Genomic DNA, 26,249 nt, shown 5'->3' on the forward strand with positions numbered 1-26,249 from the left:
CACGGTCGATCATGAAGTTGTTGTCACGACACGCCGTACTGGTGGGCAACAACTTCATGATCACCGGGCGGGACGGGCGGATCGGGCCCGCGGGGGTGGGTTAGGGGGTGGAGCGGGACAGGAGGCGGCTGCCGGTGAGCATGAGGAGGGCGGCGAGGAGCATCGACCCGGCGGCCGAGGCCCACATGGTGGGGTAGCCGAACGCGCCGGCCAGGGCGCCCAGGCACAGCGGGCCGACGCAGCCGCCTGCGTACACCCCGGTCTGGGTGATCGAGGTGGCGGCGGCCGGAGCCTGTGGATGGAGCCGGACCACCGCGAAGTTCATCAGCCCGGGCCAGGCCCAGCCGAGCCCGAAGCCGAGCAGCACGCCGGCGACCAGCGGTGCCCGGCCGGCCACCGCGAGCAGAGCCAGCCCGACCGCGCCGACCACCAGCATGCCGGCGATCAGCGCGACGTGCCCGGTCTCCCGCCGGTCGGCGAGCCAGCCGGCGCCGATCCGGGCCAGCACGCACACCGCGCTGCCCAGGGTGAGCGTCAGGCCGGCCAGGGCCGGTGACAGCCCCCGGCCGGCGGACGAGTCCACCAGGAAGGTGCCCAGCGCGTTCGCCGCGCCGGACGCCAGGGTGGCGGCCAGGCCGATCACCACCAGCGCCACGGTGGCCCGGCCCGCCCGCCCGGTGGTGGCGGTCCACGCCGGCTCGCGCTCCTGCTCGGGTACGGCCGGCAGCGCGGCCAGCGCCGCCCCGGCGGCGGCCACGAACGCCCAGCGCCAGCCGGCGGTCAGCGCGATGGTCGGCACCGCCGCCCCGGCCAGCAGGGTGGAGACCGGGATGGCGGCCTGCTTCACCCCGAACGAGAGTCCCTGCCGGTGGGCAGGCACGTGCCGGGCCAGCGCCGCGTTGCTGGCGAGCTGCCCGAGGGCGTTCGCGGCGGCGCTGAGCCCGAGCAGGGCGACCAGCACCGGGTACGACCGGGCCAGCGCCGCCACGGCCAGCAGCGAGCCGGCGGAGAGCAGGATGCCGGCGCGGGCCACCACGGCGGAGCCGTACCGCTCGACCAGCGCGCCGGAGGGGACCGACGCGAGCGCGCTGATCCCGAAGTAGACCGCGACGGCCAGGCCCAGCCCGGCGGGGGAGAAGCCCAGTTCGTCGCCCATCTGGACGGCGAGGCCGCCGACCAGGAAGACGGGCAGGACGCAGGCGATGGTGGTGGCGATGGCGCCCGCGCTGGCGCGGACGGTACGGCGGGAGGTGGGCGGTGCGGGGTGCAGCACGGTGTCAGTCATGGCCAGCCAAACCTACGCCGGCCACATTTCGGCGGCGGCCGTCACGTTTTGGCAGCTGATCGTGTCTGTCGGTGCACGGTCTGTGCCCGGTGATCTGGCATCCTCGATCCGAACAGGCATTTCGCGCGCGGCCTGTTTTTCATATGGTGTAAGTCCCCGGCGGCGGAGGTGGTTGTGCGTGACCCCTTGGCGGAACCTTCGGACCTGATCCGAAGTGTCTCCCGCGCGCTTCGAGTCCTCGAGTCGGTCGGCCGTGCGCCGAGGGGACTCACCGTCAAGCAGATCGCCCGCCGGTGCGAACTGACCGTTGCCACCACGTACCACCTGGTGCGCACCCTGGCGTACGAGGGTTACGTGATCCGGCGGGAGGACGGGACGTACATCGTCGGCCTGGAGGTGGCCGACCGGTACCGGGAGCTGGTGACCGCCTTCCGGGGGCCGCCGGCGGTCGGCGAGTCGCTGCGGCGGGCCGCTGCGGACACCGGCTGGAGCCACTACCTGGGGCGCTTCGTGGGCGGCCAGGTGGCGGTCACGGCGGTGGCCGAGGGGCCCCGCTCGCCCTACCTGGAGGACCTGGTGCCGGGCTTCGACGAGGGGGCGCACGCCACCGCCCTCGGCAAGAGCCTGCTCGCCACGCTCACCCCCGAGCAGCGCTTCCGCTACCTGCGCGAGTACGGCATGCGCCCGTTCACCAGCGGCACCCTGACCAGCCCGGAGGCGTTCGAGGCCGACCTGGCGGCCGGTGACCGGCGCGGCATGCAGTTGGAGCTGGGGCAGTTCCGGCAGGGGGTGGCCTGCGCGGCGGTGGTGGTGACCCCGGACAAGGACATCGAACGCCGGGTGGTGCTGGCCTGCGCGCTGCCGGCCAGCGAGATGATGACCTCCGCCCGGGTGGTCCGGGCCAAGCTGCTCGCCGTGGCCCGCGCCGTGGCCGACGGCATCGCCGCCGACACCTGATCACGCCGAAGGGCCCCTCCCGGCGGGGGAGAGGCCCTTCGGTGGCGGTCCAGCGCCGGACCGCCCGGGGATGAGGTCAGCTACCGATCGGGCCGCCGTCGAGGCGCCAGGTCACCACCACGCCCGGCTTGGCGAAGTCGCCGTCCGGCCAGGTGGAGGCGGGGTTCTCCACCGACGCGCCGGTGATCTCGCCCGGGTGCTGCACGGCCACGAAGACCGAGCGGTTGTCCCTGGTGACGAACGGGCCGCAGGTCTCCGCGCCCAGCGGCACGGTGAGGAACTGCTTCAGGTGGCCCCGCTCCGGGCCGTCCACGGCGGTGACGAAGAGGCCGTCGTTGCTGCCCAGCGCGTTGCCGTCGGTGGAGATCCAGAGGTTGCCGGTGGCGTCGAAGGCCACGTTGTCGGGGCAGGAGATCGGCGAGACCTTGGTCTTGTCGTAGCCGGCGAAGTGGGTGGACGGGTCGGCCGGGTCGCCGCACACGATCGGCAGCGACCAGGTGAACGTCTCGGCGGTGTTGTCGCCCCGGTCCTCGACCAGCTCCAGGATCTGCCCGTGCTTGTTGAGGTTGCGCGGGTTCGCCTCGTCGGCGGGCGCCTTGCCGGCCTTGCCCCGGTCGGTGTTGTTGGTCAGCGCCACGTACACCTTGCCGGTGAGCTGGCTCGGCTCGACGTCCTCCGGGCGGTCCATCTTCGTCGCACCGACCTTGTCCGCGGCGAGGCGGGTGAAGGTGAGCACGTCGGCCGCGGTCATCCCGTCGACGTACGAGCGGTTGCCGCTGACCAGCTTGATCCACCGGCCCCGGCCGTCGAAGGCCCCGTCGGTGGGGAGCCTGCCGCTGCCGTCGATCTCGGCGGCGCTGTTGCCCGCCAGGGCGGCCACGTAGAGCGTGCCGGACTCCAGCAGGGTCAGGTTGTGCCGGCGGGCCACCGAGGAGCCGCCCGGCAGGAACTTCTTGTCCGAGACGAACTTGTAGAGGTAGTCGAACCGCTCGTCGTCGCCCATGTACGCGACCACCCGGCCGTCCTTCGCCACGATGACGTTGGCGCCCTCGTGCTTGAACCGGCCCAGCGCGGTGTGCTTGCGCGGCTTGCTGTCCGGGTCGAACGGGTCGATCTCGACGATCCAGCCGAACCGGTGCGCCTCGTTCGGGTGCTTCGCGAGGTCGAAGCGCTCGTCGGCGCGCTCCCACTTGCGGCTGCCGCTCGGGTGGCGCACGTCGGTCGGGATGCCGTAGCGGGCCAGCTTCGGCTTCAGCTCCGCCGGCGCACCGTCGCCGCCGACGAAGTACTGGTTGAAGTTCTCCTCACCGGAGAGCACCGTGCCCCACGGGGTGACCCCGCCGGCGCAGTTGTTTAGCGTGCCGACCACCGTACGACCCTTCGGGTCGGCGGCGGTGCGCAACCAGGCCGAGCCGGCCGCCGGACCGGTCAGCTCGAACGTCGTGGCCAGCGCGGTCACCCGCCGGTTGTACTGCCGCCGCCCGTTGCGCACCGGCCGCCACTGGCCGGTGCTCTCCACCCGCTCGATCTCCACCACGGACATGCCGTGCGCGGCCATCGCCACCCGCAGCTGCTCCACCGAGAGCGCGTCCTGGCTGGTGAAGCCGGGGAACATCAGGTCCTCGTTGGTGTACTCGTGGTTGACCACGAGCAGTGCCCGCTTCCGGTCGAGAGGCAGCACGCCGACGAAGTCGTTGTTGTAGCCGAACTGCCTGGCCTGGGCCGCGGCGGTCTGCGCACGTACGTCGAACTCCGGCGCGCCGGGGACCACCGGGTCGCCCCACTTGATCACGACGGCGTGGTCGTACCCGTTCGGGACGACCAGGGTGTCGAGCTTGTTCGGCGGGATCGGCTTGAAGGTCAGCGCGCCGCTGCCCACCCCGCCCTGCGGCGCGGCGGCCTCGCCCGCAGCCGGGACGGCCGGCGCGGCCGGCGCGGCGGCGGCCGGGGCCGCACCGGCCAGCGCACCGGCGACGCTGCCGCCGAACCCGAGCACCAGGGCGCCGACGGCACCGGCCCGGACCACGCCGCGCCGGGACACCTCGGCCTCGACCAGGTCCCCGAAGTACGGGTTGTCGGAGGGGTTCGGTACCGGGTGGTCGCAGGCGTTGCCGCACCGGTACCGACAGGTCATCGCGTCGCGGGAGCCGTGCCGGGTGGCGCCCAGCAGCGGGAGCAGCCGGGGACGGTCGCTCATCGGAGGTGCCTCCTGGGGAAGATGTCGGTGGCGCGCGCCCGGGTCGTCCGCGCGCGTACCGGCCGGACCCTGCCAGGGTGCGGTGAGCGCGCGTCGGCCGCAGGCTGAACCACGCGTGAACACCCGCGGCGTGAGCTGGGCTGAACCGAACGGCGCCACCGCACGTATCCAGGAATGAACGCATCGCCGGACTCGTCGTACGAGAGCGAGGAGAGCGCCATCAGCGACCACGACGCCCAACTGCTGCGCGCGCTGCACGACGAGCATGCCGACGCGCTCTTCGCGCACGCCCTGCGGTTGGTCAACGGCGACCGGACGCGCGCCGAGGACCTGGTGCAGGAGACGTTGCTGCGGGCCTGGCGGCACCCGGAGTCGCTGGACCCGGCCCGCGGGTCGGTGCGTGCCTGGCTCTTCACCACCGCGCGGAACCTGGCCATCGACGCCTGGCGGCGCCGGTCCTCCCGCGTCGGCGAGATCTACACCGACGACCTGCCCGAACCGTCCGAGACGGTCGACGAAACGGAGCGCGCGGTGGAGGCGTGGACGGTGGCGGAAGCGCTGAACCGACTGAGCCCCACCCATCGTGAAGTCCTGGTGGAGTGCTTCTACCAGGGGCGGTCGGTGGCGGAGGCGGCCGCCCGGCTGGGCGTGCCGCCGGGCACGGTGAAGTCGCGTACGCACTACGCGCTGCGCTCACTACGGTTGGTCCTGGCCGAGATGGGGGTGACCCGATGAGCCGCTGCGAGTTCGCGCACGACGACGGCGCGTACGTGCTGGGTGCCCTCGCCCCCGCCGAGCGGGCCGCGTACGAGCGGCACCTCGCCGGCTGCGCGGCCTGCCGGGAGGCGGTCGCCGAGATCGCGGTGCTGCCGGGCCTGCTCGGGCGGCTCGACCCGGCCGGGCTGGAGCAGTTCCTGCCGTCGGCGTCGGAGGCCTCCCGGGTGCCCGCGCTGCTCGACGCCGCACGCGAGCAGCGGCGCCGCGAGCGGTTCCGGTCCCGCCGGCGGTACGCGCTGACCGCGCTCGCCGCGGCCGCCCTCGCCGTGCTGGCCGGCGTCGGGGCAACCCTGGCCCGCCCGGCCGCCCCGTCGGCGCCGCAGGTGACCCTGACCGCCATGCGGCCGGTCGACGGTCCGGTCCCGCTGCACGCCGAGGTCGGGCTGACCGACAAGAAGTGGGGCACCGAGGTCACCCTGCGCTGCGGGTACGACCAGCGGACCGGTCACCGCGAGGCGTACACCTTCCGGCTGGTGGCGCACGGCCCGGACGGCGCGACGGAACAGGTCGCCACCTGGCTGGCCGCTCCGGGGGACGACCTCCGCATGACCGGCGCCACCCACTTCACCCACGGCGAACTGGTCCGCCTCGAACTGCTGCGCGCCGACGGCACCCCCGTCCTCGCCTACGACTTCCGCTGACGGCGGGTCAGCGGGCCGGGGCGGGGACCGGGGCGGTGGCGGCGGCGCGCGCCTCGGCCCGGGTCCGGCGGGCCTGGCGGATGGCGTCGGTGGTGAAGATGATCAGGGCGAGCCAGACCAGGGCGAAGCCGGCCAGCCGGGCCGGCGGCATCGGCTCGTGGTAGATCAGCACGCCGCAGCCGAGCTGGAGGATCGGCGCGATGTACTGCAGCATGCCCAGCCCGGTGAACGGCAGCCGGTTCGCCGCTCCGGCGAAGAGCAGCAGCGGGATCGCGGTGGCCGCGCCGGCCAGCACCAGCAGCACGGTGTGCGCGGTCGACACGTGCCCGAACGTTGCCGCACCGCGCCAGGCCAGCCAAGCCAGGTACGCCAACGCCGGCAGCGAGAGCACCGCCGACTCGACGAAGAGCCCCTCCGCGGCGGGCAGCCCGAGCCGCTTCTTGACCAGGCCGTACCCGGCGAAGCTGAAGGCCAGGCAGAGCGCCAGGTACGGCAGTCGGCCGTAGTCGACGGTGAGCACCGCCACCGCGAGGGCGCCGACGCCGAGCGCCACCCACTGTGCCGGGCGCAGCCGCTCGCGCAGCGCGAAGACCCCGATCAGTACCACGACCAGGGGGGTGATGAAGTAGCCGAGGGCGGTCTCCACCACCCGGTCGGAGTTCACCCCGTAGATGTAGGTGACCCAGTTGACGGCGATCAGCGCGGCGGCGGCGGCGATGCCGGCCAGGGCCCGGGGCCGGCGGGCCAGTGCCCGCAGGAAGCCGATGTTGCGCATTGCGGCCAGCAGCAGGGCCACGAAGGCCGCCGACCAGACGACCCGGTGCGCGAGGATTTCCACCGGCCCGGCCGGACGGAGCAGCTTGAAGTAGATCGGGAAGAAACCCCAGAGCAGGTACGCGCCGAAGCCGTACAGGTAGCCGAGGCGGGTCTGGTTCACGCCTCCACCGTAAGTGGTGAAGGAGGGCTTTGGTCCTTTCCGGTGACCCGGTTCACCCGTTGGTCGAACTCCATCCAGCGGTCCGGTTCGACCGGGGTGAAGCCGACCTTGGCGTACACCCCGTGCGCGTCGGCGGTGGCCAGCACGATCCGGCGTACGCCCAGCTCGGTCAGGTGGTCGCGGACCGCGCCGGCCAGCCAGGTGCCCAGCCCCCGACCGCGCTCACTCGGGTCCACGTAGACGTCGCAGAGCCAGGCGAAGGTGGTCCGGTCGGTGACCACCCGGGCCACCGCCACCTGCTGCCCGTCACCGGGCCGGTAGACGCCGAAGCCGAGCGAGCCGGCGAAGGCCCGCTCGACCGTGTCCCGCTCCCGCCCCAGCGCCCAGTACGCGTCGGTGGAGAGCCAGTGGTGCACCCGGTCGAGGTCGAGCCGGGTCGGATCGGTGCTGATGTGGTAGCCGTCAGGGCGGGTCAGAGCGAACACGCCTGCCACGCTAGGCCCTGTCCACCCACCGGCCACCAGCCAATTCCCGCCCACTGGTCTGGCCGGTGGGCGGGAATCGGCGGGCGGAAGTCAGTCGCGGTCGAGGACGGCGCCGAGGATCCAGGTCACGATGCCGACGAGGAGCGCGCCCAGCACCGCGGCCGGCCAGAAGCCGTCCACGTGGAACGGCAGCCCGGCCTGACCGGCGATCCAGCTCGTGAGCAGGAAGAGCAGGCCGTTCACCACCAGCGCGATCAGGCCGAGGGTCAGCAGGTAGAAGCCGCAGCCGACGGTCTTGATGATCGGCTGGAGCACCGCGTTGACCACGCCGAAGATGGCCGCCACCAGCACCAGCGTGATCACCTTCTCGGTGACCGACTCGGTGTTCAGCGTGATGCCCGGGATGAGCAGCGTGGCGAACCAGAAGGCCACCGCCGTGGTGGCCAGCCGGATCAGTAGACCCTTCAGAAAATCCATGGCCGGGATCGTGCCACGGTCCGTCCACGGGCGGAACCCGGGAAGATCGACGAATCGCGGCCGGCTCAGCGGCGTACCGGCCGACCGACCAGTTGCGACTCGATCGGTGTCGGCGAGAGTAGCGCCCAGCGCAACGCCCGCCGGTTCACCACGGCGACCATGTCGTCGCGGATCCGGGTCAGCCACTCCGCCGAGCCACCGAGGCCCAGAGCCGTGCCGGCCAGCGCCGCCTCCGCCGGGTCGAGCGGTTGCAGGATCGCCAGGTCGGCACCGGCCAGGGCCGCCGAGTCCGCCGTAGTGAGCTCGTCCCGGACCACCAGGACGGACCGCCAGGGCGCCTCCGGGCCGGGCTCGGGCGGCACCGGCCCGGCGTCGACCACCAGCAACAACGGTTGCAGTGGCGAACCCGGCGCGCCGCCCACCGGCCGCCCGGGCGGGATCAGCGGCACCGCCCCGCCGGGTGCGCCCACGCCGCGCACGAACGGTTCCCACCTCCGGGGCCGGGCGGTCTGCACCACCACCCGGGCGCCCAACGCCAGCGCCCGCAGTGCCATGAGCTGCGCGGCGGGTACGCCGCCCACCAGCAGCAGTCGGGTCGTCCCGGGCCGGAAGAGGCGTACGGTCACCGCGCCGCCGTGCCGGTTGGTGCCCACCATCAGCCCCGACTCGCCGAGGGAGAGCTCCAGGCCGGCCAGGTCGGTCGGGTCCGAGGTGGTGCCCGCCGGGGCCACCCCGAACGGCAGGGTGGCGGCCAGGCCGGCCAGGTGCTCGCCGTCGAGCCGCCGGACGTCCGCGCCGAGGTCCCCGGCGAGCCGGCGCAACGCCCGCTTGGCGGCCGACAGCTCCGCGGCGGTCCAGGCGGCCAGCCGTATGGTCAGCTCGGCCGGCACCGGCGCGGGGTCGGCGCCGGCGCGCGGGCCGACGCAGAGCGAGACGGTCGTGGCGGTGGCCGGCAGTGCCAGCAGCAGGGACACCAGCCGGTGGCCCGCGCCGGTCCGCGGGTCCGGCCAGCGCCGCAGCCGCCAGGTGGTCTGCGCCAACCCGCCCGCCGTCACCGCCGGCCAGCTCTCCCGAACCGGCGCTCCGGGGTCGTGGTGGGCCAGCTCGGCGACCACCCGCAGCGCCGCCGATTCACCCAGCGGGCGCCCGGTCAGCGGGCCGAGTCGGCGGACGATCCGCCGGACCGCGCCGGCGAGGGCCCGCCGCAGCTCCGCGTCCGACCAGTCGTCGACGCGCAACACCCGGACGGCGAGCACCGCCCGGGCCCGGCCCGCCAGCCGCCCGTCGGTGAGCTGGCGGTACGACGTTCCCGCCGTGCCGACCCCGGCGGTCCGCGTCGGGGCGGGCGACGCGGCGAGCAGGAGCTGTATCCGGACCGGCGGGCTGTCCGGCCCCGGTGGGGGCAGCAGGGATAGCGGCGCGGGGAGGGCCTGCGGACCGTCACCGAGCAGGTCGCCGGGGTCGCCGATCTCCAGGAGGGCGGTCATCCCGGCGGCGTCGTCCAGCACGGCGGCCGGACCGCCGGCCAGCTCGGCCGAGCGCACCGCCGCCCCGGGCGCGACGAGGTCCAGCAGCTCCGCCGGCCCGGACGTCGCCGGGAGCCTGCGGCGCCGGGTCAGGTGCCCCAGCCCCACCAACAGCCACTCGTAGAGCCACCGGCCGCAGAACCGCGCCCAGGCGGCGGGGAGCAGCAGCGTGGCCTGCAGCAGGGCCGCCGTCGTCGCCACCCCCCGGCCGGCGGCCGCGACCAGCACCGCCGCCGCGACCTGCGCCGCCACCACCTGCCCGGCCCGTACGCCGGCCGTGGTCCACCGTGGTGCCCGGGCGGTCGTGGGCCCCCGTCTGCCGGTGGCGGTCGCCGTCACCGGGAATTCCTGGTTCGCGGTTGCGGGGCTCGCAGGCCCGGCTCACTCCTCGCGCTCACGGTGCCTCCTCCGCCTGTTCGTGCGGTGACGGTGGCGTGGCTCATCGTAAGGTCACGGTTGTCCACAGGGGAGCCGGAGGGGGTAGCAGAACTGCATTCGGGCGGCTACCGTCAGCGACGAGTTCCGCCGTGCGCGCGCCGTCCCCCGCCCCACCACTCCGGCTGCGCGCTCCGGCGAGTCCACGATGGTCGCTCCGGCGACCAGCCACGAGCGAGGAGACGAGGTGACGTCCGGGGTGTCCCAGACCCAGGCAGAAGCCGCGGTGATGCAGCAGACCGCCGCGAAGTTCGAGCAGGTGGACCAGTCGTTGCAGACCATGCTGAGCGGCCTGATGGCCGAGCTGGAGGTGTTGCAGCAGGCCTGGCGCGGTGCCGGTGGGCGGTCCTTCGAGCAGGTCAAGCAGCAGTGGGCGCAGGACCAGGCGGCGCTCCAGCGGGCCCTGCGGGAGACCGCGACCGCCATCCGCGCCGCCGGCCAGCAGTACGACGTCTCCGACACCGACGCCGCCAGCCGGGTGGCCGGCACCCACCGCGGCATCCAGCTGCCGCTCTGACGCACGGAAGGACCGATTCCATGGACCATGGTGTGCTGGTCGTCAACTTCGCCGCCCTGCAGCAGGCGGGCGCGGACATCCAGAAGGCGCTGAACACGCTCGACAGCCAGCTCGGGCAGCTCGAACGGGACGCCGCGCCGCTGGTGGCGAGCTGGACCGGCGAGGCCCGCCAGGCGTACGAGCAGCGGCAGGCGCGGTGGCGGGCCGCCTCGCAGGACCTCCAGGCGATGCTGCGCGACATCAAGCTGGCGGTGGAGGAGTCCGCCGCCGACTACCTCGACACCGAGAAGCGGAACGTCAACCTGTTCCAGTAGTCGCCGCCGTTCTCGCACGTCCAGGATCCGCACAACGTCCCGGAGATCGGGGCCTCCCGGCTCGACCGAGGCCACGCTCTTCCCGAGGTTGTGCGGATCCTGGCGCATTGGCGCGTGGGTGCCTGGCACTGGCACTGGCACGCGGGCGTGGCACATGCACGTGGGGCGTGGACACGTCGGTGCGTTGGTGCGTCGGGGCGTGCGGGCCTGGGGCGGTTGGCGGGTCAGGCCGGGTCGGCGGGGCGCCAGCGGCGCCGGGCACCCCGGGGCAGCACCACGGCGAGCAGCAGCACGGCCGTCGCCGCCGCTCCGGTCGTGCCGGCCACCAGCAGCGCCCGCTGTCGGGCCGTCGCCCGGCGCGCCTGCCGGGCCGCCGCGGCCGGGTCCGGCCGATCCACCGCCAGCGCCGCGCCCCGAGCCGGGCGGTCCGCCACCGGCCCGGGTGACTCGGTGACCGCCCGGTACGGATTGAGCAGCCGCCGCCGTAGCCGTCCCCGCGCCCCGGGGCCGGGTCGGCGCTCGCCACCAGTCGCCGGGCCACCTCGACCGCGCTCAACCCGGGGCGGTACTGCCGCAGCAGCGCCGCCGTCGCGGCCACGAAGGGCGCGGCGTAGCTCGTCCCCTCCGCCCGGTGATGCCCCTGCCCGGGCGCCGCCATCAGCACGTCCCCGCCCGGCGCGACCAGGTCCACGTACGGGCCGGTCTGGGAGAAGGGCGAGCGGGTGCCGTCCGCCCCGATCGCACCCACCCCGAGCACCCCGTCGTACGCGGCCGGATACGGTCGCGGGTCGCCGGTGTCGTGCAGGTTGCCGGCGGCGGCCACCACGACGACGTCGCGGCGCACCGCGTGGGCGATCGCGGAGCGGACGGCGGGATGGTCCGCGTACAGCACGACGGAGAGGTTCAGCACGTCGGCGTCGTCGTCGACCGCCCACCGGATGGCCCGGGCGAAATCGGCCGCGCCGACCGTACGCCCCGACTCCCGCCCCTCGACGACCTGCTGCTCGCTGACCCGTACGGGCAGGATGCGGGCACCCGGCGCGAGCCCCCGGAACGCCACGCCCGGGCGGGGGGTCGCCGCGATGATGCTTGCCACCCCGGTGCCGTGCCCGGCGCAGTCCCGGGTGCCGTCGCCGCCCCGGTCCAGGAAGTCGGCTCCGGGCAGCACCCGTCCGGTGAGCTGCGGGTGCGTCCGGTCCACCCCGGAGTCGACCACCGCGACGACCACCCCGGCGCCGGTGGCGAGCGGGTCGAGGCGGTCGGGTGCGTACCGCTGTTGCGCCCAGGGCTGGTCGGCCACCGGGCGGGCCGGCGCGGGCGGCGTGGCGCAGCCCTGCGGGGCGCGGACCGCGGACGGCGCCGCGGCGAGAGCGGGTGGCGGCGCGGCGCCGAGAGCGGCTGGCGGCGTGGCGGAGAGAGCGGGTGGCGGCGCGGCGCCGAGAACGGCCGGCGCCGCGGTGAGGGCGGGTGGCGGCGTGGCGCGGAGAGCGGCCGGCGGCACGGCGGCGTGAACGGTCGCCAGGACGGCCAGGGCCGGGTGCGCGGTGGGCCGGGACATCGACCGCCTCCGTATCGTGTCGACTCCGGAACGGGATGTTAACGCCTCGCTCGTGGTCCGGCAGACCGCCGACGGCCAGCCATTGTGATCTTGTTACCACCTTGTAGGTTGTAGGCGATGCCTGTGGCCTGTGCACGGAAGGAGAGGTGGCCGTGACCGGATGGGAGCCGGCCACCGAGGCCGAGGTGGCGATGCGGGACGCGTTGCGGGCCCAGGACCAGCAGCTCTACTTCCGCATCCTGACCCGGGTCGACCTGCTGCTGCCGGTCGCCGCGGAGCCGGTCGCCGGGCAGCCCTCGACGGGTTGGGGCACCTGGACCACCGGCGGCCGGACCCACATCCTCGCCTTCACCTCGGCCACCGCGCTGCGGGCCTGCCTAGGCGAGAACGCCGGCGCCACCCGCCGCATCCCGTACGCCGAACTGGCCACCGGCTGGCCCAACCACGAGTGGTGGCTGGCGGTCAATCCCGGCCTGCCCATCGAGGGTTACCTGCCGGCCTGGTTCGTGGCGCAGCTCGCCCGGGGCGACGTCCGGCTGCCGGGCCGGACCATGGGCGCCCGCGCCCGCCTGGAGCGGGTGGAGGCGGCCCGGGCCCGGGCCACCGCGCCCGGTCGGGGTGTGGCCGGTGCTCCCACCGCCGAGGGACGTGCTGCGGCGACACCCCTCCCGGGCGGCCGCGTGCCGGCCCCGCCCGATGGACGGCCGACCGGCCCCACGGTCCCGGCCCCCGCCTCGTGGCCAGCGAGCCCGACGGCGCCGCCCGGACCACCGATCGCCCGTCGGCCGGAGCGGGCGAACGGCCACCGTGCCCCGGCGCCGCTCGGCCGGCCCGGCGCGGCGGACGGGCCGGTTCGCGACGGGTGGCCCGGCGACTCGACCGGCTCCGCCCGCGTCGGCGATCGGCCGGCCGCCGACCCTGGCTCCGACGGCCGGCCCGGCTGGCGCACCGACCCGCGTCGCCGCCCGGAGGAGCAGCAGGGCTCGACCGTCCCTGCCGGCCGCGAGGCCGCACCGCCGCCGCCCGCCCGGTCCTTCTTCGAGCCCGCGTCGGATCGGGCGGTGCGGCGCCCGTCGCCGGATCCGGCACCACGCACCGGTGAGCGAGCCGTGCCGCCGTCCCGGTTCGCTGGCGGCAGCCAGCCGTTCCCGCGTCGCCGCCCGCTCAGCGAGCCGGTGCCGGCGGACCCCACCGAGGCGTTCCGACTGGACGCCGCCGAGGCCACCCAGGCGATCCGTCCGGCGGAGCCGCCCCGACCGTTCCGGCCGGCCGCCCCGGTCGGCGCCGAGGAGGCCACCCAGGCGCTGCCTCGCCGGCGCCCCAGCCCCGGCCCGGGTCCGGGTCCGGAGGAGCCCACCCAGCCGATCCCCGGTCGCGCCCACCCGGCCGAATCCGCTGACCGGGCCGGCGCCGAGCGGCCAGCCGCGGAGGAGTTGCCCCCGTCGATCGCCGAACCGGTCTCCGGCCCGCCCGCGCCGCGCCGGGGCTTCTCGCCGATCGTCATCGAGGGCACCGTCATCGAGGCCCGGGACCTGACCGAGCCGGACGAGCCCTCGGCACCTCCGGCCGGCGGTACGCCGTCGGCGGTGCCGGAGCCGTACGCGGTGCCGACGGTCCCGGCCGCCGCCTCGGCGATGGCGGCCGCGACGGTGCCGCTGGCGTACCGGGCCGACGGCGACGGAAATCCCGCGCCCTGGGCCGGCCCTGCCGATCCCACCGTGCCGCTCACGGTCGACCCGTCGTCGTCCGCCGGACCGGCGGTCCCGCCCGCGTCCCCGGCTGACCAGGCCGCTCCGGCCGCAGAACGAGCCGGCCAGGCCGCCCCGGCCGCAGAACGGACCGACCGGGCCGCCTCGGCCGCAGAAGGGACCGGCCAGGCCGCCCCGGCCGCGGAACGGACCGACCAGGCCGCCGCCGGCGAGCGGAGCGCCTCGCTGTTCGAGCCGGCCGCGTCGTCCGCCGAGCCGACCGTGTCGCTGTTCCAGCCCGGCGCAGCGGCGAAGCCGCCCACCGGGTCGCTGTTCCAGCCCGCCGGCTCGCCGGAGCAGCGCACCACGTCGCCGGCTTTCCCGCCCCACGTGCCCGACGAGGCCACCGCGCGGGTGGGCGTACCGGCGGCACCGGACGAGGCGACCACGGCGACCGGCCGGGAACCCGCCGGCGGCGCGGACGCCGCCCCGGCCGGTACGGCGCCGGGGCCGGTGCCGGCCGACTTCGTGCCGGCCAACGAGGTCGAGGAGGAACTCCTCGGTGCCGTGGGCAGCGGCAGCACTGACGGTTTTCTCTCCACCCTCCTGCTGGCCCGGGTGCTGCTGCCGGTCGCGGCCGACTCCGCGCCGGGCAGCCGACCGGGCGACGCCGCGTTCGTCTGGCGGACCGAGGAGCTCGACGGCGAGACGTACGTGGTGGTCTACACCTCCCCGGAGCGGCTGGCGGACCGGGTCGACGGGCCGGTCGAGACTGTACGGGTCAAGTTCGTGCAGCTCATTCGGCGCTGGCCGGACGAGAACTGGTCGTTCGCGGTGAACCCGGGCACCCCGGTCGGCGCGAAGTACCCCGGTGAGCAGGTCCTCGCCCTGGCCAACTGGGCCGCCGAGGTGGGGCTCGGCGACGACCCCGAGGGCGAGCCGGAGCCGCCGGCCGCGGAGCCGGAGGCGGTCGCCCCGTCCCGACCCGCGGCGCCGCCGGTGGACCCGACCCGCCCGGTGACCATGCAGAAGGCGGTCGCCCCGAGCCAGCTCGCGTACTACCTGGAGCGCGGCTACGACCGGGTGTCCGGCTTCGTGCACCGGGCCAGCGAGCTGGCTCACCTGAGCACCCCGGCCGAGCTGTACGACGCGCTCGGCCTCGGCCATCCCGACTCGCCGTTCGCCCGGGATGCCGAGGAGATCTACGTGCTGCGCTGGCCGGCGTACCGGCCCAGCCTCTACCGCATCCCCTACGGCGGGCAGAACGAGGCGGCGATGCGCGCGATGGAGGGCTGGGTCATCGAGCGGCCCCCGTTCCGGGGCAACGGCTTCGCGCCGGGCGAGAGCAGCGACGTGGTCGCCGAGTTCAAGGTGGACAGTGCCCGGTTGCCGCACGGCGCGCAGCTGTGGCGGATCGGCGCGGACGGCAGCGAACGGGTGGTCGCGGCGCTCGACACCGACGCGCTGCGCTGGCGTCGGGTCGGTGACGAGTCGTGAGTCGCGACGGCTACGTGGCCCGCTGGCGGGGCCGCGAATACCAGGCCAGCCCGGACGGCGACGACGTCCGCCTCTACCAGCCCGAACCGGGCGAGGGCTTCGCGGAGGTACGCCCCGGCCGCCACGTCCGGGTGGTGCCGGCCGCCGAGGTCGACGACCTGGCGTACGTCCGGACCACCTGCACCTGGCAGGGGCAGCCGTTCATCGTGCTGGCCGAGCACGAGGGCTGGCTGCGGGTGGAGTACACGGGCGGGCGCTGGCCGGTGGCCCGTGCGATGGGTCTGGAGGCCTTCGACTTCGGCGTCTACCAGGGCTGGGCGCCGGCGCACGAGGTTTCCGACCTGCGCGAGCAGCGGGTCTGAGTCAGGACTTCGTCCAGCGCAGGATCTCGCCGAGCACCACGTCGTGGGCCTCCACGTGCGGGAAGTGGCCGACGTCGTCGAGCAGCCGCCACTCGTACGGCGCGATGACGTAGCGGCCGGAGCCTTGGGCGGTACGCGGCAGGGACGCCCGGTCCAGCGCGCCGTGCAGCTGCAGGGTCGGCGTGACGAGCGGCTTCTGCATCAGCTTGACGAACCGGTAGCCGTGCAGCCGCAGCACGGAACGGAACGCCCACCGGTAGCCCTCCATGGCGCAGAAGGCGGCCTGCGGGATCTGCATCGCCTCCCGGCAGCACCGGGCGTACGCCGCGAAGTCCGGGCCGTCGACCCAGCGGGGTCCGCCCCAGCGGCGCAGGATCGCCTCCACCTCGGCGGCGTCGTCCCGGGTCAGCACGTGCTCGTACCGGGGGAGCTGGAACTTCAGCGTCGGCGTGGAGGCGGCGAATTGGCCGCGCGGGTCCGCGAAGATGGCGGCCCGCAGCCGGAGCGGGTGCGGCGCCCCGAGCACCACCAGCCGTCGGACCAGGCTGGGGTGGAACGAGGCGGCGGTCCACCCGATGAGGCCGCCGGCCCCGGAGCCGACCAGGGTCGCCGACCGCTCGCCGAGCGCCCGGATCAGGCCGGCGACGTCGGCGGCGAGGGTGTAGCCGTCGTATCCCCGGGGTGGCTTGTCGCTCGCGCCGTACCCGCGCAGGTCGACCGCGACCGCCCGGAACCCCGCGTCCGCGACCGCCGGTAGCAGGTCCTTCCAGGCGTACCAGTATTCGGGGAAGCCGTGCAGGAAGAGCACCATCGGCCCGGCGCCGGCCTCGACGACGTGGAACCGGCTGCCGTTGGCGCCGACGAACCGGTGCGTCCACGGCCCGTCGGGGAGGACGCAGGACTCGTCGACGGGTCCGCCACGCTGGTCGGTCATGTGCCACAGCGTAGGCGCTGCGGTGATCCGGCCGCCGCGCGCCGTCGGGCCGGCGCTGCTCAGGGCTGCCGGCGTTGCCGGGCGAGCGGCGCCGCTGCCGACCGCTGCGGGTCGGGCCGGGAACGGGCGATGCCCGGGCAGGTGACCTGCCCGGGCATCGCGTCGTGTGTTGCGGTGATCAGTGGCTCAGGAGAACTGCACCTTGATCGAGGTGCCCTTCTGCTGCAGGACCTTGATCTTGGTGCCGGTGGCCGGGAGCTTGACGCCGTGGTTCGGCAGCTCCGGGTACCAGTACTGCTTGGTGTCGTCGAACAGCGGCTGCGCGGCCTGACCGCGGATGTACTGCGGCTGGCTGTTGATGTGCAGCGTGAACGAGTCCGCCTTCTGCAGGCTGAACGGGGCGTCGTAGACCTGGACCCGGGCCCGCCAGGGGCTGCCGGTCAGGTTGTAGATCGGCCTCGGGTGCGCGTCGATGATCATGTTCCGACCCTCGCCCGGGTGGGCGAACGTGTCGTTGTCGGCCCACCGGAGGTTCCAGTAGGAGATCAGCAGACCCGTCTGGTACGCGTAGTGGTCCACCCAGTCGGGCCGGCTGTTCAGGTAGCCGAAGTAGTACGGGCCGGTCTTCAGGTACTTGTCGTACGAGACGTACGACCGGTTGCCGGCGATGTAGTAGTTGGCGAAGTCCCGGGTGTAGGTCTCCTCGGCGATGCTCCAGCCCTTGAGCGCCCAGTCGCCGGCACCGTTCTCGGCACCGTCGCTGAGCAGGGTCTGCCCGTCGGCGGTCACGGTGATCGCGTCACCGAAGAAGCCGCCTGCGGAGAGCCCGCCGTCGGTGACGTAGTGGAACCGGAACTGGGCCACCTTGCCGGCCACCGCGTCCAGCGGGAGGTTGATGTCCACCCACTTGCCGCCGCTGCTGCCGCTGAGGGCAGGACGGGGGTCGCTGCCCGAGACGGGCGGGAGCGCCTTGCCGTTGACCGTGCCGGGCAGCGCCGACCAGGTCTTGCCGCCGTCGGTCGACGCCTCGAAGAAGAGGTAGTCGAAGCCGGACTCGATGGAGTAGCGACCCTTCATCGACAGCGCGGCCGTCGACTTCCCGGTGAGGTCGATCGTCCTGGTCATGGTGTTGTCCAGGTCGTCGTCGTTACCCGAGAAGTACTGCTTGGCACCCTCGAACGGCTTGCCGTTGTCGAAGGTGTACGTCCGTGGCGGCAGCACCACGACCGCGGCCTGGGGCTTCTTGGAGTTGTACTCCTGCGGCCCGAGGTCCAGGGTGCGCTTCTGGCCGGCCTTGACCACCTCGTAGTCGAGCCAGCCAAGCTGGAGCTTGTTCCACGCGCCCAGGTCGCCACCGCGCTCGCCGATGCCGCGGTCGTTCTTGTCGCCGAGCCGGCTCTGGGCCATCAGGGTCCAGTGCTCGTTGTTGTTGTCGCCACCGCTCAGGACGTTGTAGTCGTCCGGCAGGCCGAGGTCGTGGCCGTACTCGTGGTAGAAGACGCTGCGGCCACCGTTCTCCGGCTGGATGGTGTAGTCACGGATCCAGACGCCGGTGTCGCCGATCTCGGTGCCGCCGATCGGGAAGTTCGCCGGGCCGGTCTGCGAGGTGTTGTACGCCGCCCAGCGGTGGCTCCAGATCGCGTCCTCGCCCTGGTGCGGGTCGCCGTCCGCCTGGTCGCCGCCCGAGTGGACGATCTGGAAGTGGTCGATGTAGCCGTCCGGCTCGTTGAAGTCACCGTCGCCGTCGTAGTCGTACCGGTCCCACTGGTCGAACGACTGCATGTCGGCCTTGATCTGGGCGTCGGTGCGGCCCTTGGCCTTCTGGTCGGCGACCCACTGGGTGGCGGCGTCCCGGATCAGGTCCCAGGTGTTCTGGCAGACGTTGCTGTCGCAGACCGCCGGGTCGTTGGCCGGGTTGTCGACGTCGTCGTCCGCGATCGGGTCGTCCGAGCGGCCGTACCGTGCGGCGTTGTACTTGACCTTCACCCAGTCGGTGACAATGCCGTCCACGCTGTACCGCCCGGACGACTGGGCCTCGTAGTACTGCTTGAGCGACTCGTCGCCCGGCTTGGTGCCGAAGTACAGCTGGCGGAAGTGCTCCGGGCTGTAGTTGGCCTGCCAGACGGTGGAGTTGTCGACCGCGCGGTTCGGTGCCGGGATCTCGTTGTGCCGCGGCCCGTCGAACCGGGTCGGACCCGGGATATCCGGGTTCATGTCCTTGTCCGGGTAGGCGGGGTCCCGCTCGTCGCCGAACTCGGCCAGGATCACGAAGATCTTGTCGGTCCGCTCCCGGGCCAACTCGACGTACTGGTTCTTCTTGCCGCCCTTGCCCGGGGCTGCGGTCCGGGCGCCGGCCGCCGTCGCCGCGCCGCCGGCGGTCTCGCCGACCTTGACGACCGTGCTGCCGTTGATCTTCTGCGGCGTGACCTTGCCGGACAGGACCTCGCTGAGACCCTCCTGGCGAAGCGCGCGGCGCTTCTCTTCGAACTTGTCCGGCAGATCATGCTCAGCCTGCGCGGGCTCGGCCACCGACGGAGCGGCGACCGGCAACTTCGGCTGCGGCGCGGCGCTGGCGGCCGTGCCTGCCACCAGTCCCGTCGCCGTCAGCGAAAGCCCGAGCAGACCCACTGCGACTTTGCGCACGTGGTACCTCCGGTATGAGGGAACCGGCCCAACGGGGGTACGGGCCGGTGAGACGTCCCACTAGTGGGACCACTGGTGAAGATAGACACTCCCGTGACGGGTGGGAAGACAGGCACGTCGATTTGTAGCAGTTTTTTGATGGGAATGCTCCTCACCGTCACATCCGCATCGGTCGATCGGGCGAATCGAGCGAGGTGAGGGTACGCGAAAGGGCCGGTGGCGTTGCCGCCACCGGCCCTTCCGGTCTGGTGCTACCCGATCAGTTGGTGACCTTGACGACCATGTCGCTGGTCGGGGTGGTGCCCTGCTGCAGGATCTCGATGCTGGTGCCGGTGCCGGCCAGCTTCACCGAGTTCCAGGCGTTGCCCGAGTTCCAGTACGTCCCGACGCCGTTGTCCTTGAACACCGGGTTCGGCTCGAGCGCCGGCACGGTGACCGCCTTCCCGTTCAGGTGGAAGGTCTGGGCCGGCTTCGCGTAGAGGCTGAACGTCGCGTCGTAGCCATTGCGCCGGTTGGTGATGGTGCCCTGGCCACCGATGTTGATCTTGTCCGGACGGACGTCAACCGGGAGGTTGAGGCCGTAGCCCGGGTGCTGCGACGTGTTGTTGTCGCCGTACGCGTAGTTGATGTACCAGACCAGCATGCCGGGCTGGTTCGAGAACCGCTCGACGAAGTTCGGCCGGCTGTTGTTGAAGCCGAAGTTGTAGCCACCGGTCCGCAGCGCGTCGTCGTAACCGAAGTAGGTCCGGTTCTCGGCGATGTAGAAGCGGGGGTAGGTGGCCGTCACCGAGCCGCCCATCCGGGTCCAGCCCTTCGCGGTCCACTCGGCGGCCAGGGTCTCCGCGTCGTCGGTCCACGCCACGGTGCCGTTCTTGGTCAGCGCGATGTTGTCCAGGAACGGGCCCGCCAGGTGCACGCCGCCGTCGGTGGCGTAGCGGTAGCGGAACGTCACGCTCTTGCCGGCGTACGCCGACAGGTCGTAGGTCAGGTCGACCCAGTTGCCGCTGGTGGAGCCGTCGACACCGGTCTCGCCGGCGTCGATCAGCGAGTTGTGCAGGGAGGACCAGGTGGCGCCACCGTCCGTCGACACCTCGGCGTAGAGGTAGTCGTAGTCCTCCTCGATGTCCCACTGGGCCTTGGCCGTGATCGACGCGGAGGTCGCGCCGGTCAGGTCCAGGGTGCGGGTCAGCGTGGTGTTCAGGTCGTCCGCGCTGCCGCCCCACCACTCGTACGACCCGCCGAACGGCGTGTTGTAGTTCGTGGTCTGGGTGGTCGGGGGCAGGTTCACCACGACCGCCTGGGCCTTCGGCCCGTCGCTGTCGCCCGCCGGGCCGAGGGTCACCCGGGTGGTGCCCGAGCCGTAGTCGACGGTCGAGTGGTTCAGCCAGCCCAGGAAGAGCTTCGACCACGGGTCCATGTAGCCCGGGGTCGAACCGATGTCGTCGGTGCCGTGGCTCAGCCACGAACCCGAGGACATCAGGCTCCAGAAGCCGACGCCGTTGTCGCCGCCCGCGGTGTCGTACAGGTCCGGCAGACCGAGGTCGTGACCGTACTCGTGGGCGAAGACACCGAGGCCGCCGTTCTCCGGCTCCGTGGTGTAGTCACGGATCCAGAGCCCGGTGTCGCCGATCTGGACGCCACCGGCCAGGTTGCCGGCGGGGCCGGCCTTGCCCTCGAGGTTGGGGAACGCCGCCCAGCGGTGCGACCAGATGGCGTCCTCGCCCTGGGCGCCGCCGCCGGCCTCCTCGCCCTCACCGGCGTGCACCGCCTGGAAGTGGTCGATGTAGCCGTCGGGCTCGTTGAAGTTCCCGTCGCCGTCGAAGTCGTAGCGGTCCCAGACGTCGAACTGCTTCAGGTAGTCCTTGATCTCCTGGGCCGACTTGCCGGCCTTGACCTGGGTGTCATACCAGGACGTGGCGGTGTCCTTGATGAAGTTCCAGTAGCCGTCGGCCTCGGAGATGTTGTTGCTGCCGTACCGCGCCTCGTTGAACGGGACCGTGATCCAGTCGCTGACGTCGCCGCCAACGGTGTACCGGCCACCGGACTGCTTCAGGTAGAAGTCCCGGAACGACTCGCCCTCGCCGTAGAACATGTCCATGTAGTGCTCGCGGTGGAAGTCGGAGCGCCACAGGGTGCTGTTGTCGTCGGTGGGGCTGCCGTCCCAGTTGCGGTCGGGCTCGGGGATCTGGTTGACCACCGGGCCGGGGGTGCCGCCGGTGCGCGGGTCGGTCTTGTCGCCGAAGTTGACCAGCATCGTGAAGATGGGGTCGACCTTCGGGGCCTGCTGGTACTCGACGAACAGGTCGTCCTTTACCTGGATGACCTTCGAGCCGTTGCGCGTCTGAAGCTTGGCCTTGCCCTTCAGCAGGTCGGCGATGGCCTGCTTCCGGACCTCCCGCTGCTGATCCGACTTGGGATCCGGGAGGCTGTCCTTGCCGTGCTTCGCCTTGTCGACGCTGGGGGTGGGCTCCGCCGCCGGGGCGGCGGAGGCTGGCGCCGTGACGACACCGGCTGCCAGCAGCGCGGCCGCGGCCGAGGCCAGGCCCGCTGTGACTCGTCTCCTCAAAGGTCCTCCTCCTTTGTGGAACTGTTACATGACAGGAGCAGCCAAAGCCATCACCGTCATGTCATGCGTCACTCACAATGACAGAGGCCGCCATCGTTGTCACTGGTCAATCACTCCGGTGTGGGCACTTCTTACCGGGGCAAAAAGGGGCCAACTGACGCACGGATTTGACGGCGGTTCACATTACGTTTTGGCCACGATCACCGAGAGTGACGGTGATTATGAAGTCCCCCAAGGGGAGCGCCGGGGCCCGGGAAAATGTCACACGGGATGACCGACAAATCTGTGGCGCGTAAGAAGGACGGGGCCCGCCCGGAGCAGTGTGCTCCAGACGGGCCCCGCCAGGATGTTGCGACGCGCCGATCAGGTCACCGGGTAGCCGGAGTCACGTACACCGTGGCGTACGAGTTGTCCTTGGCCGCCTGCTTGATGGTGATCGAGACGCCGTACGCGACGCCCGCGTCACCCGGGTTGCCGGTGCCGAGGACGGTGAATCCGAGATTCGTGCCGTACAGCGCGGTCGCCGGGCTGCCATCCGGGTTGGTCACCCGGGTGGTGTACGGCGCGTTGTCACGCGACGGGATGACGACGGAGGCGTCGCTGTCCCGAGCGTAGAGCCCCCCGTCGCGGATCTCGATGCCCGGGTACCAGCCCCGGGCGTCGCTGAACGCCGGCACCGGAGCCTGTGCGTGGAAGTTGGTGCAGTACTCGCTGTACGGCTCACCCGCCGCCTCCAGGCACTCCTTGAACGGGTACGTCGGGTTCAGCGAGAAGGCCGCGTTCGAGGACTGCGGGCGGCTGGGCAGGTTGTCCAGCACCGACGGGTCCTTGACGGCCGCCTCTCCCTGCCGGCGTAGCGGCTCGTTGTGCGAGTCGACGATCAGCAGACCACCCTTGGCGCCGTAGCTCGGCAGCGAGGTCAGCTGTGCGGTCACATGGTTGACGTCGCCGAGCACGGTGTCCCGGTACCAGACCAGCATGCCCGGGGCGTTGTACGAGACCTTGTCGACCTTCCACGCCTCTCGCGAGTAGACCGTGTCGTAGGCGTACTTCAGGCCGGCGTCGAAGCCGTCGAAGTTGCGCCACTCGGCCAGGTAGTACTGCGCCTTGACCTGGGTGCCGGCGTCGAAGTGCCAGCCGGCGCCGGTGGTGTCGGTGAAGGTGCCACCGGTGAGGGTCCAGCCGTTGGTGCCGTTCTCGGCGTCGTCGCTCCAGGTGGTGGCCCCGCCGCCGGTGACCGAGAAGTCGTCGGCGAACCAGCCGCGCTCCACGAATGCCGCGTCCGTGCAGTAGCGCAGCCGCACCTGCACCGTCTTCCCGGCGTACGCCGACAGGTCGACGTAGTCGTGCCGCCAGCCGTGGGTGTCACCGGTCAGGCCGTACTTCTTGTTGCCGTAGTCGGCCATCCGCCCGTTCGGGTCGCCGTAGCCGTCGTTGGTCGTGACCAGCTTGCCGGCTTCGTCGTAGACCTTCTGCTCGGTCCAGGTGGCGCCGCCGTCGGTGGAGACCTCGACGAAGCCCATGTCCCAGTCGGCCTCGATGGTGTAGTTGTTCCACATCCAGAACTTCGCGTCGGCGGCGTTCGGGACGTTCACCGTGCGGCTCAGCTTGACATCGGCCCAGTCCTGGTCGGCTCCCGAGTACCACATGTTGGCCCCGCTGTGCGGCTCGGCCAGGGTGATCACCTTGTTCGGCAGGTTGATCTTGATGCCGTCCTTGGTGCCGACCGGGGTGCGCGAGGTCTGCCCGAGCTGCACCGCCCGAGGGTCGTCACCCGGGTTCATGGTCAGCGGGTCGGCCCAGCCGAGCACCCACTTGTCCCAGATGCCCATGTGGGTGGGCAGGGCCTGGAAGATCTCGCCGGAGTGCGAGCCCGAGGCCATCAGGTCCCAGAAGTCGACGTCCGAGTCGCTGTTGTTGCCCGACGTGTCGTAGAGGTCCGGCAGGCCGAGGTCGTGCCCGAACTCATGGGCGAAGACGCCGAGGCCGGCGTCCTCCGGCTGCACGATGTAGTTCGACACCCGCAGGTTGGTGCCGGGGATGGTGTAGCCACCGGCCACCGCCGAGGAGTGCGCCCAGACCGCGTAGACGCCCTGGTCGCCGCCGCCGCTGGACTTGCCCTTGCCGGCGTGCACCAGCACCAGGTGGTCGATGACGCCGTCCGGCTCGTGGTAGTTGCCGTCCCCGTCCCGGTCACCTTGGTCTTCGATGTCGTAGTCGGCCCAGGGGAAGTTCGGGTCCATCTTGGCCAGCGCGTCGATGGCGTCAGTGGCGAGCCGCCCGGCACCCAGCGGGTTGTCCGGGTGGCCGTTCATCGACTGCTGCCGTCCGGCGACCCAGTTGCCGTTCGCGTCCCGGCTGCAGCGGGAGGCGGCGTACCAGGCCTCCGAGTGCGGCACGGTGATCCACGGGCTGGCCTGCCCGTCCACCGTGTACGCACCCTTCGACATCTCCAGGTACATGTTGTGCATGGTCCGGCCGGCCACGCTGATGCCCGGCTTGCCGTCCGGCCCGGTCAGGTCCTTGCGGACCCGCTCGGTGATGCCCTCCTTGGTGTAGAGCATCTTGTCGTAGTGCGCCGGCGAGAAGTCCGGCACCCACATCGAGTTGTTGTCCTCGTGCGGCAGGCTGGCCGGGTCGGCGATGTTGTTGTGCTTCGGGCCGTTCTGGACGGTGCCGGGGACACAGCTCCGGTCCTCGAAAACCGTCTTCGGCACCATGACGTTGGTGAAGTCGTCGTTCGCCTGGTCGTTGAACTCCACCAGCAGGGTCAGCAGCTTGGCGGTTTGGGTGCCCTTGGCCTGCTTGATCTGCCGCGGGCTCTTGCCGGTCTTGATGGCCTTGGCCTCCAGCTTGGCCAGCTCGCGCGCGGCCACCGGGTTGCCCCCGGCGTACTTCCGGTCGTAGGCCTTGGCCTCATCGGGGGCCGACGTGAAGATCCCGTCCTTGCCCTTGACCTCCTTGCCGCCGGTATCCGGTTGCACCTCGGGTTCGGCGTAGTTGATGTAGAACTCGTCCGACCCGATCTTGGCCGGAGCCGGACCGGACGTCTGGGCGGCCGCGCTGCCCGTCACGGTCAGTGACGCTGCGGCGAGGGCGATGGCGGGCAGTGCGACGAGTATGCGCCGACGTGACCCGGATTGCGGAGAGATACTCATTCCGCTCCATTCGTGGGGCATGGGACAAGAAGATCGGCCGGCGCCCAGCAGTGATGCCCGTCGAACCGGTCCGATGTGGCTGAACCTAAAGGAGAAGGCGCCCTCACCGACAGAGGGCGGGTTGTCGCTCTACCCGTTCAGTCAGCCGGACTCCGCCGACCGAACGAGGGTCGCGGCTCGGGGAGGGCGCGGGCGTACTTCCCCGCGTCCGTTCCGAAAGTCGCGCGGTTTACGCATGGGCGGCCCCTTGGGGGGACACCCCAAACATGGGGTGTGTCTGGAGCAGATTGAGGTCTGTGGAAGTGGGCCTGACCTGGGCTGTCAGTGGCGTTGGGGGGTCGGTTCGGGGGTCAGTATCAAGGCGGACAGGCAAACGGAGATCGACACCGACGCCCACACGGCCTCCCAAACCGTGACGAGGGTGTCGCTGGACGTGTGATGCGGGTCGGTGACGACGCTGCTGGCGGGGGCAGGGGTTGTTGAGCTGGTTCAGCATCTGGTTGCTCCTTCATCAGGGTGCTTGGGCGGGGCGGGTGCGTGCACTGGCCGCCCCGTTGTCGCGGGCTGGCGTGCTTTCTGTCAGGTCGGGCTGGTGTGCGTGCTGTCAGGTCGGGTCAGGTTCTGTCAGAAGGCGGGGTTCCTGACAGCCGCGCGGCTGGTCTCCCAGGGGGACGGCTTGGTCTGACAGGAGTCGCCGGTGATGGTTCTGTCAGACGGTCTTCTGGTGTGACGGATCCGGTGCGGGTGGGGTGGCCTCGGCGCGTAGGACACGCAGCAGCGCTGCGGCGGTGACGTTGGACAGTTGGTGCCCGTCGGCGCGTAGCTGTCGGGCGAGTGAGTTGCGGGACAGCGGCGTCCCGTGGGCGGCGAGGGTGCGGGCGGCGGTCCGGGCGGCCGGGACCAGACCGCTGATCTCCGGGCCACGGTCCCGGACCGGCATGTCGCTGTCGCGCCGGCCCGGGACCGCCGGGTTCTGGTCCGCGTCGGCGGGGACCGTGGTGCTGGGGTCCCGGACCGCGGCAGTCCTCGCGGGGACCGGCAACCGCGGTCCGGGGACCACCTCGCGGTTGTCCGGGACCGCAACACCACGAACCGACGCCGGTCCCGGCACGGTCCGCGTGGGCCGGGCGGCCGGGACCAGGCCGCTGGTCTCCGGGCCACGGTCCCGGACCGGCATGTCGCTGTCGCGCCGGTCCGGGACCGCCGGATTCTGGTCCGCGTCGGCGGGGACCGTGGTGTTGGAGTCCCGGACCGCGGCAGTCCTCGCGGGGACCGGCAACCGCGGTCCGGGGACG

17 protein-coding genes and 2 pseudogenes are annotated in these 26,249 nt (G+C 72.4%); 7 read left to right on the forward strand and 12 right to left on the reverse strand.

Annotation, left to right across the window (positions count from 1 at the left end):
* Window positions 1–100 precede the first annotated feature (100 nt).
* Window positions 101–1,285 (reverse strand): MFS transporter, encoded by a 1,185-nt coding sequence (locus tag ACY34I_RS07740; RefSeq protein WP_462753822.1) that lies wholly within the window; start codon window positions 1,283–1,285, stop codon window positions 101–103.
* Window positions 1,286–1,459: 174 nt separating this feature from the next.
* Between ACY34I_RS07740 and ACY34I_RS07745 the strand changes: the two genes are divergently transcribed.
* Entirely contained in the window at window positions 1,460–2,242 is a 783-nt protein-coding gene (locus tag ACY34I_RS07745; RefSeq protein ID WP_462753824.1) for an IclR family transcriptional regulator, read from the forward strand.
* A 76-nt stretch (window positions 2,243–2,318) separates the two neighbouring features.
* Here ACY34I_RS07745 and ACY34I_RS07750 read toward each other — a convergent pair whose 3' ends face one another.
* On the reverse strand, window positions 2,319–4,439 hold the full coding sequence (locus tag ACY34I_RS07750; RefSeq protein WP_462753826.1) for a PhoX family protein: 2,121 nt from the start codon (window positions 4,437–4,439) through the stop codon (window positions 2,319–2,321).
* Window positions 4,440–4,679: 240 nt separating this feature from the next.
* On the opposite strand from ACY34I_RS07750, the gene ACY34I_RS07755 reads away from it, so the two are divergent.
* Window positions 4,680–5,174 (forward strand): sigma-70 family RNA polymerase sigma factor, encoded by a 495-nt coding sequence (locus ACY34I_RS07755; protein WP_255472231.1) that lies wholly within the window; start codon window positions 4,680–4,682, stop codon window positions 5,172–5,174.
* Complete coding sequence (locus tag ACY34I_RS07760) at window positions 5,171–5,857, forward strand: anti-sigma factor family protein (RefSeq protein WP_148799724.1); 687 nt, start codon at window positions 5,171–5,173, stop codon at window positions 5,855–5,857. Before ACY34I_RS07755 ends, ACY34I_RS07760 begins: the two co-directional genes overlap by 4 nt.
* A 7-nt stretch (window positions 5,858–5,864) precedes the next feature.
* On the opposite strand, the gene rarD is transcribed toward ACY34I_RS07760, so the two are convergent.
* The 4 genes from rarD to eccE all read right to left on the reverse strand — a co-directional run bounded on the left by rarD (window position 5,865) and on the right by eccE (window position 9,621).
* Window positions 5,865–6,794, reverse strand: coding sequence for an EamA family transporter RarD (gene rarD / locus ACY34I_RS07765; RefSeq protein WP_462753828.1), 930 nt, complete (start codon window positions 6,792–6,794; stop codon window positions 5,865–5,867).
* Window positions 6,791–7,279 carry a GNAT family N-acetyltransferase gene (locus ACY34I_RS07770; RefSeq protein WP_462753830.1) on the reverse strand — a complete coding sequence of 163 codons (489 nt, stop codon included), beginning with the start codon at window positions 7,277–7,279 and terminating at the stop codon, window positions 6,791–6,793. Before ACY34I_RS07770 ends, rarD begins: the two co-directional genes overlap by 4 nt.
* 90 nt (window positions 7,280–7,369) lie before the next feature.
* The gene (locus tag ACY34I_RS07775; RefSeq protein ID WP_148799729.1) at window positions 7,370–7,756 is read right to left on the reverse strand and encodes a phage holin family protein; all 387 of its coding nucleotides are present in this window, start codon (window positions 7,754–7,756) and stop codon (window positions 7,370–7,372) included.
* A gap of 65 nt (window positions 7,757–7,821) precedes the next feature.
* The gene (gene eccE / locus ACY34I_RS07780; protein WP_462753832.1) at window positions 7,822–9,621 is read right to left on the reverse strand and encodes a type VII secretion protein EccE; all 1,800 of its coding nucleotides are present in this window, start codon (window positions 9,619–9,621) and stop codon (window positions 7,822–7,824) included.
* 295 nt (window positions 9,622–9,916) lie between these two features.
* Between eccE and ACY34I_RS07785 the strand changes: the two genes are divergently transcribed.
* Window positions 9,917–10,234, forward strand: a complete 318-nt coding sequence (locus ACY34I_RS07785) for a WXG100 family type VII secretion target (RefSeq protein ID WP_462753859.1) — start codon at window positions 9,917–9,919, stop codon at window positions 10,232–10,234.
* A 20-nt stretch (window positions 10,235–10,254) separates the two neighbouring features.
* Window positions 10,255–10,548 (forward strand): WXG100 family type VII secretion target, encoded by a 294-nt coding sequence (locus tag ACY34I_RS07790; protein WP_148799732.1) that lies wholly within the window; start codon window positions 10,255–10,257, stop codon window positions 10,546–10,548.
* Window positions 10,549–10,772: 224 nt separating this feature from the next.
* On the opposite strand, the pseudogene mycP reads toward ACY34I_RS07790, so the two are convergent.
* Window positions 10,773–12,049: pseudogene (gene mycP, locus ACY34I_RS07795) on the reverse strand (type VII secretion-associated serine protease mycosin).
* Between the two features lie 209 nt (window positions 12,050–12,258).
* On the opposite strand from mycP, the gene ACY34I_RS07800 reads away from it, so the two are divergent.
* On the forward strand, window positions 12,259–15,291 hold the full coding sequence (locus ACY34I_RS07800; RefSeq protein ID WP_462753835.1) for an SseB family protein: 3,033 nt from the start codon (window positions 12,259–12,261) through the stop codon (window positions 15,289–15,291).
* Window positions 15,288–15,653 (forward strand): hypothetical protein, encoded by a 366-nt coding sequence (locus ACY34I_RS07805; RefSeq protein WP_148799736.1) that lies wholly within the window; start codon window positions 15,288–15,290, stop codon window positions 15,651–15,653. The genes ACY34I_RS07800 and ACY34I_RS07805 overlap by 4 nt, the downstream gene beginning before the upstream one ends.
* A gap of 1 nt (window position 15,654) precedes the next feature.
* On the opposite strand, the gene ACY34I_RS07810 is transcribed toward ACY34I_RS07805, so the two are convergent.
* The 5 genes and pseudogenes from ACY34I_RS07810 to ACY34I_RS07830 form a co-directional block, all read right to left on the reverse strand.
* Entirely contained in the window at window positions 15,655–16,587 is a 933-nt protein-coding gene (locus ACY34I_RS07810; RefSeq protein WP_462753837.1) for an alpha/beta fold hydrolase, read from the reverse strand.
* A gap of 186 nt (window positions 16,588–16,773) precedes the next feature.
* A complete protein-coding gene (locus tag ACY34I_RS07815; protein WP_462753861.1) occupies window positions 16,774–19,215 on the reverse strand; it encodes an immune inhibitor A domain-containing protein in 2,442 nt (813 codons plus the stop codon).
* 274 nt (window positions 19,216–19,489) lie between these two features.
* Window positions 19,490–21,796, reverse strand: a complete 2,307-nt coding sequence (locus ACY34I_RS07820; protein WP_462753839.1) for an immune inhibitor A domain-containing protein — start codon at window positions 21,794–21,796, stop codon at window positions 19,490–19,492.
* A 368-nt stretch (window positions 21,797–22,164) separates the two neighbouring features.
* Entirely contained in the window at window positions 22,165–24,954 is a 2,790-nt protein-coding gene (locus tag ACY34I_RS07825; RefSeq protein ID WP_462753841.1) for an immune inhibitor A domain-containing protein, read from the reverse strand.
* A gap of 709 nt (window positions 24,955–25,663) precedes the next feature.
* Window positions 25,664–26,249: pseudogene (locus ACY34I_RS07830) on the reverse strand (hypothetical protein); the annotation flags it as partial.

Source organism: Micromonospora sp. RTBAU3-60 (assembly GCF_054963695.1).

Bases quoted from the DNA above. Each gene is read 5' to 3' on its own strand.
- ACY34I_RS07810 (WP_462753837.1), bottom strand. From the start codon at position 16,587: ATGACCGACCAGCGTGGCGGACCCGTCGACGAGTCCTGCGTCCTCCCC.
- ACY34I_RS07740 (WP_462753822.1), bottom strand. From the start codon at position 1,285: ATGACTGACACCGTGCTGCACCCCGCACCGCCCACCTCCCGCCGTACC.
- ACY34I_RS07775 (WP_148799729.1), bottom strand. From the start codon at position 7,756: ATGGATTTTCTGAAGGGTCTACTGATCCGGCTGGCCACCACGGCGGTG.
- ACY34I_RS07790 (WP_148799732.1), top strand. From the start codon at position 10,255: ATGGACCATGGTGTGCTGGTCGTCAACTTCGCCGCCCTGCAGCAGGCG.
- ACY34I_RS07825 (WP_462753841.1), bottom strand. From the start codon at position 24,954: ATGAGTATCTCTCCGCAATCCGGGTCACGTCGGCGCATACTCGTCGCA.
- ACY34I_RS07760 (WP_148799724.1), top strand. From the start codon at position 5,171: ATGAGCCGCTGCGAGTTCGCGCACGACGACGGCGCGTACGTGCTGGGT.
- ACY34I_RS07750 (WP_462753826.1), bottom strand. From the start codon at position 4,439: ATGAGCGACCGTCCCCGGCTGCTCCCGCTGCTGGGCGCCACCCGGCAC.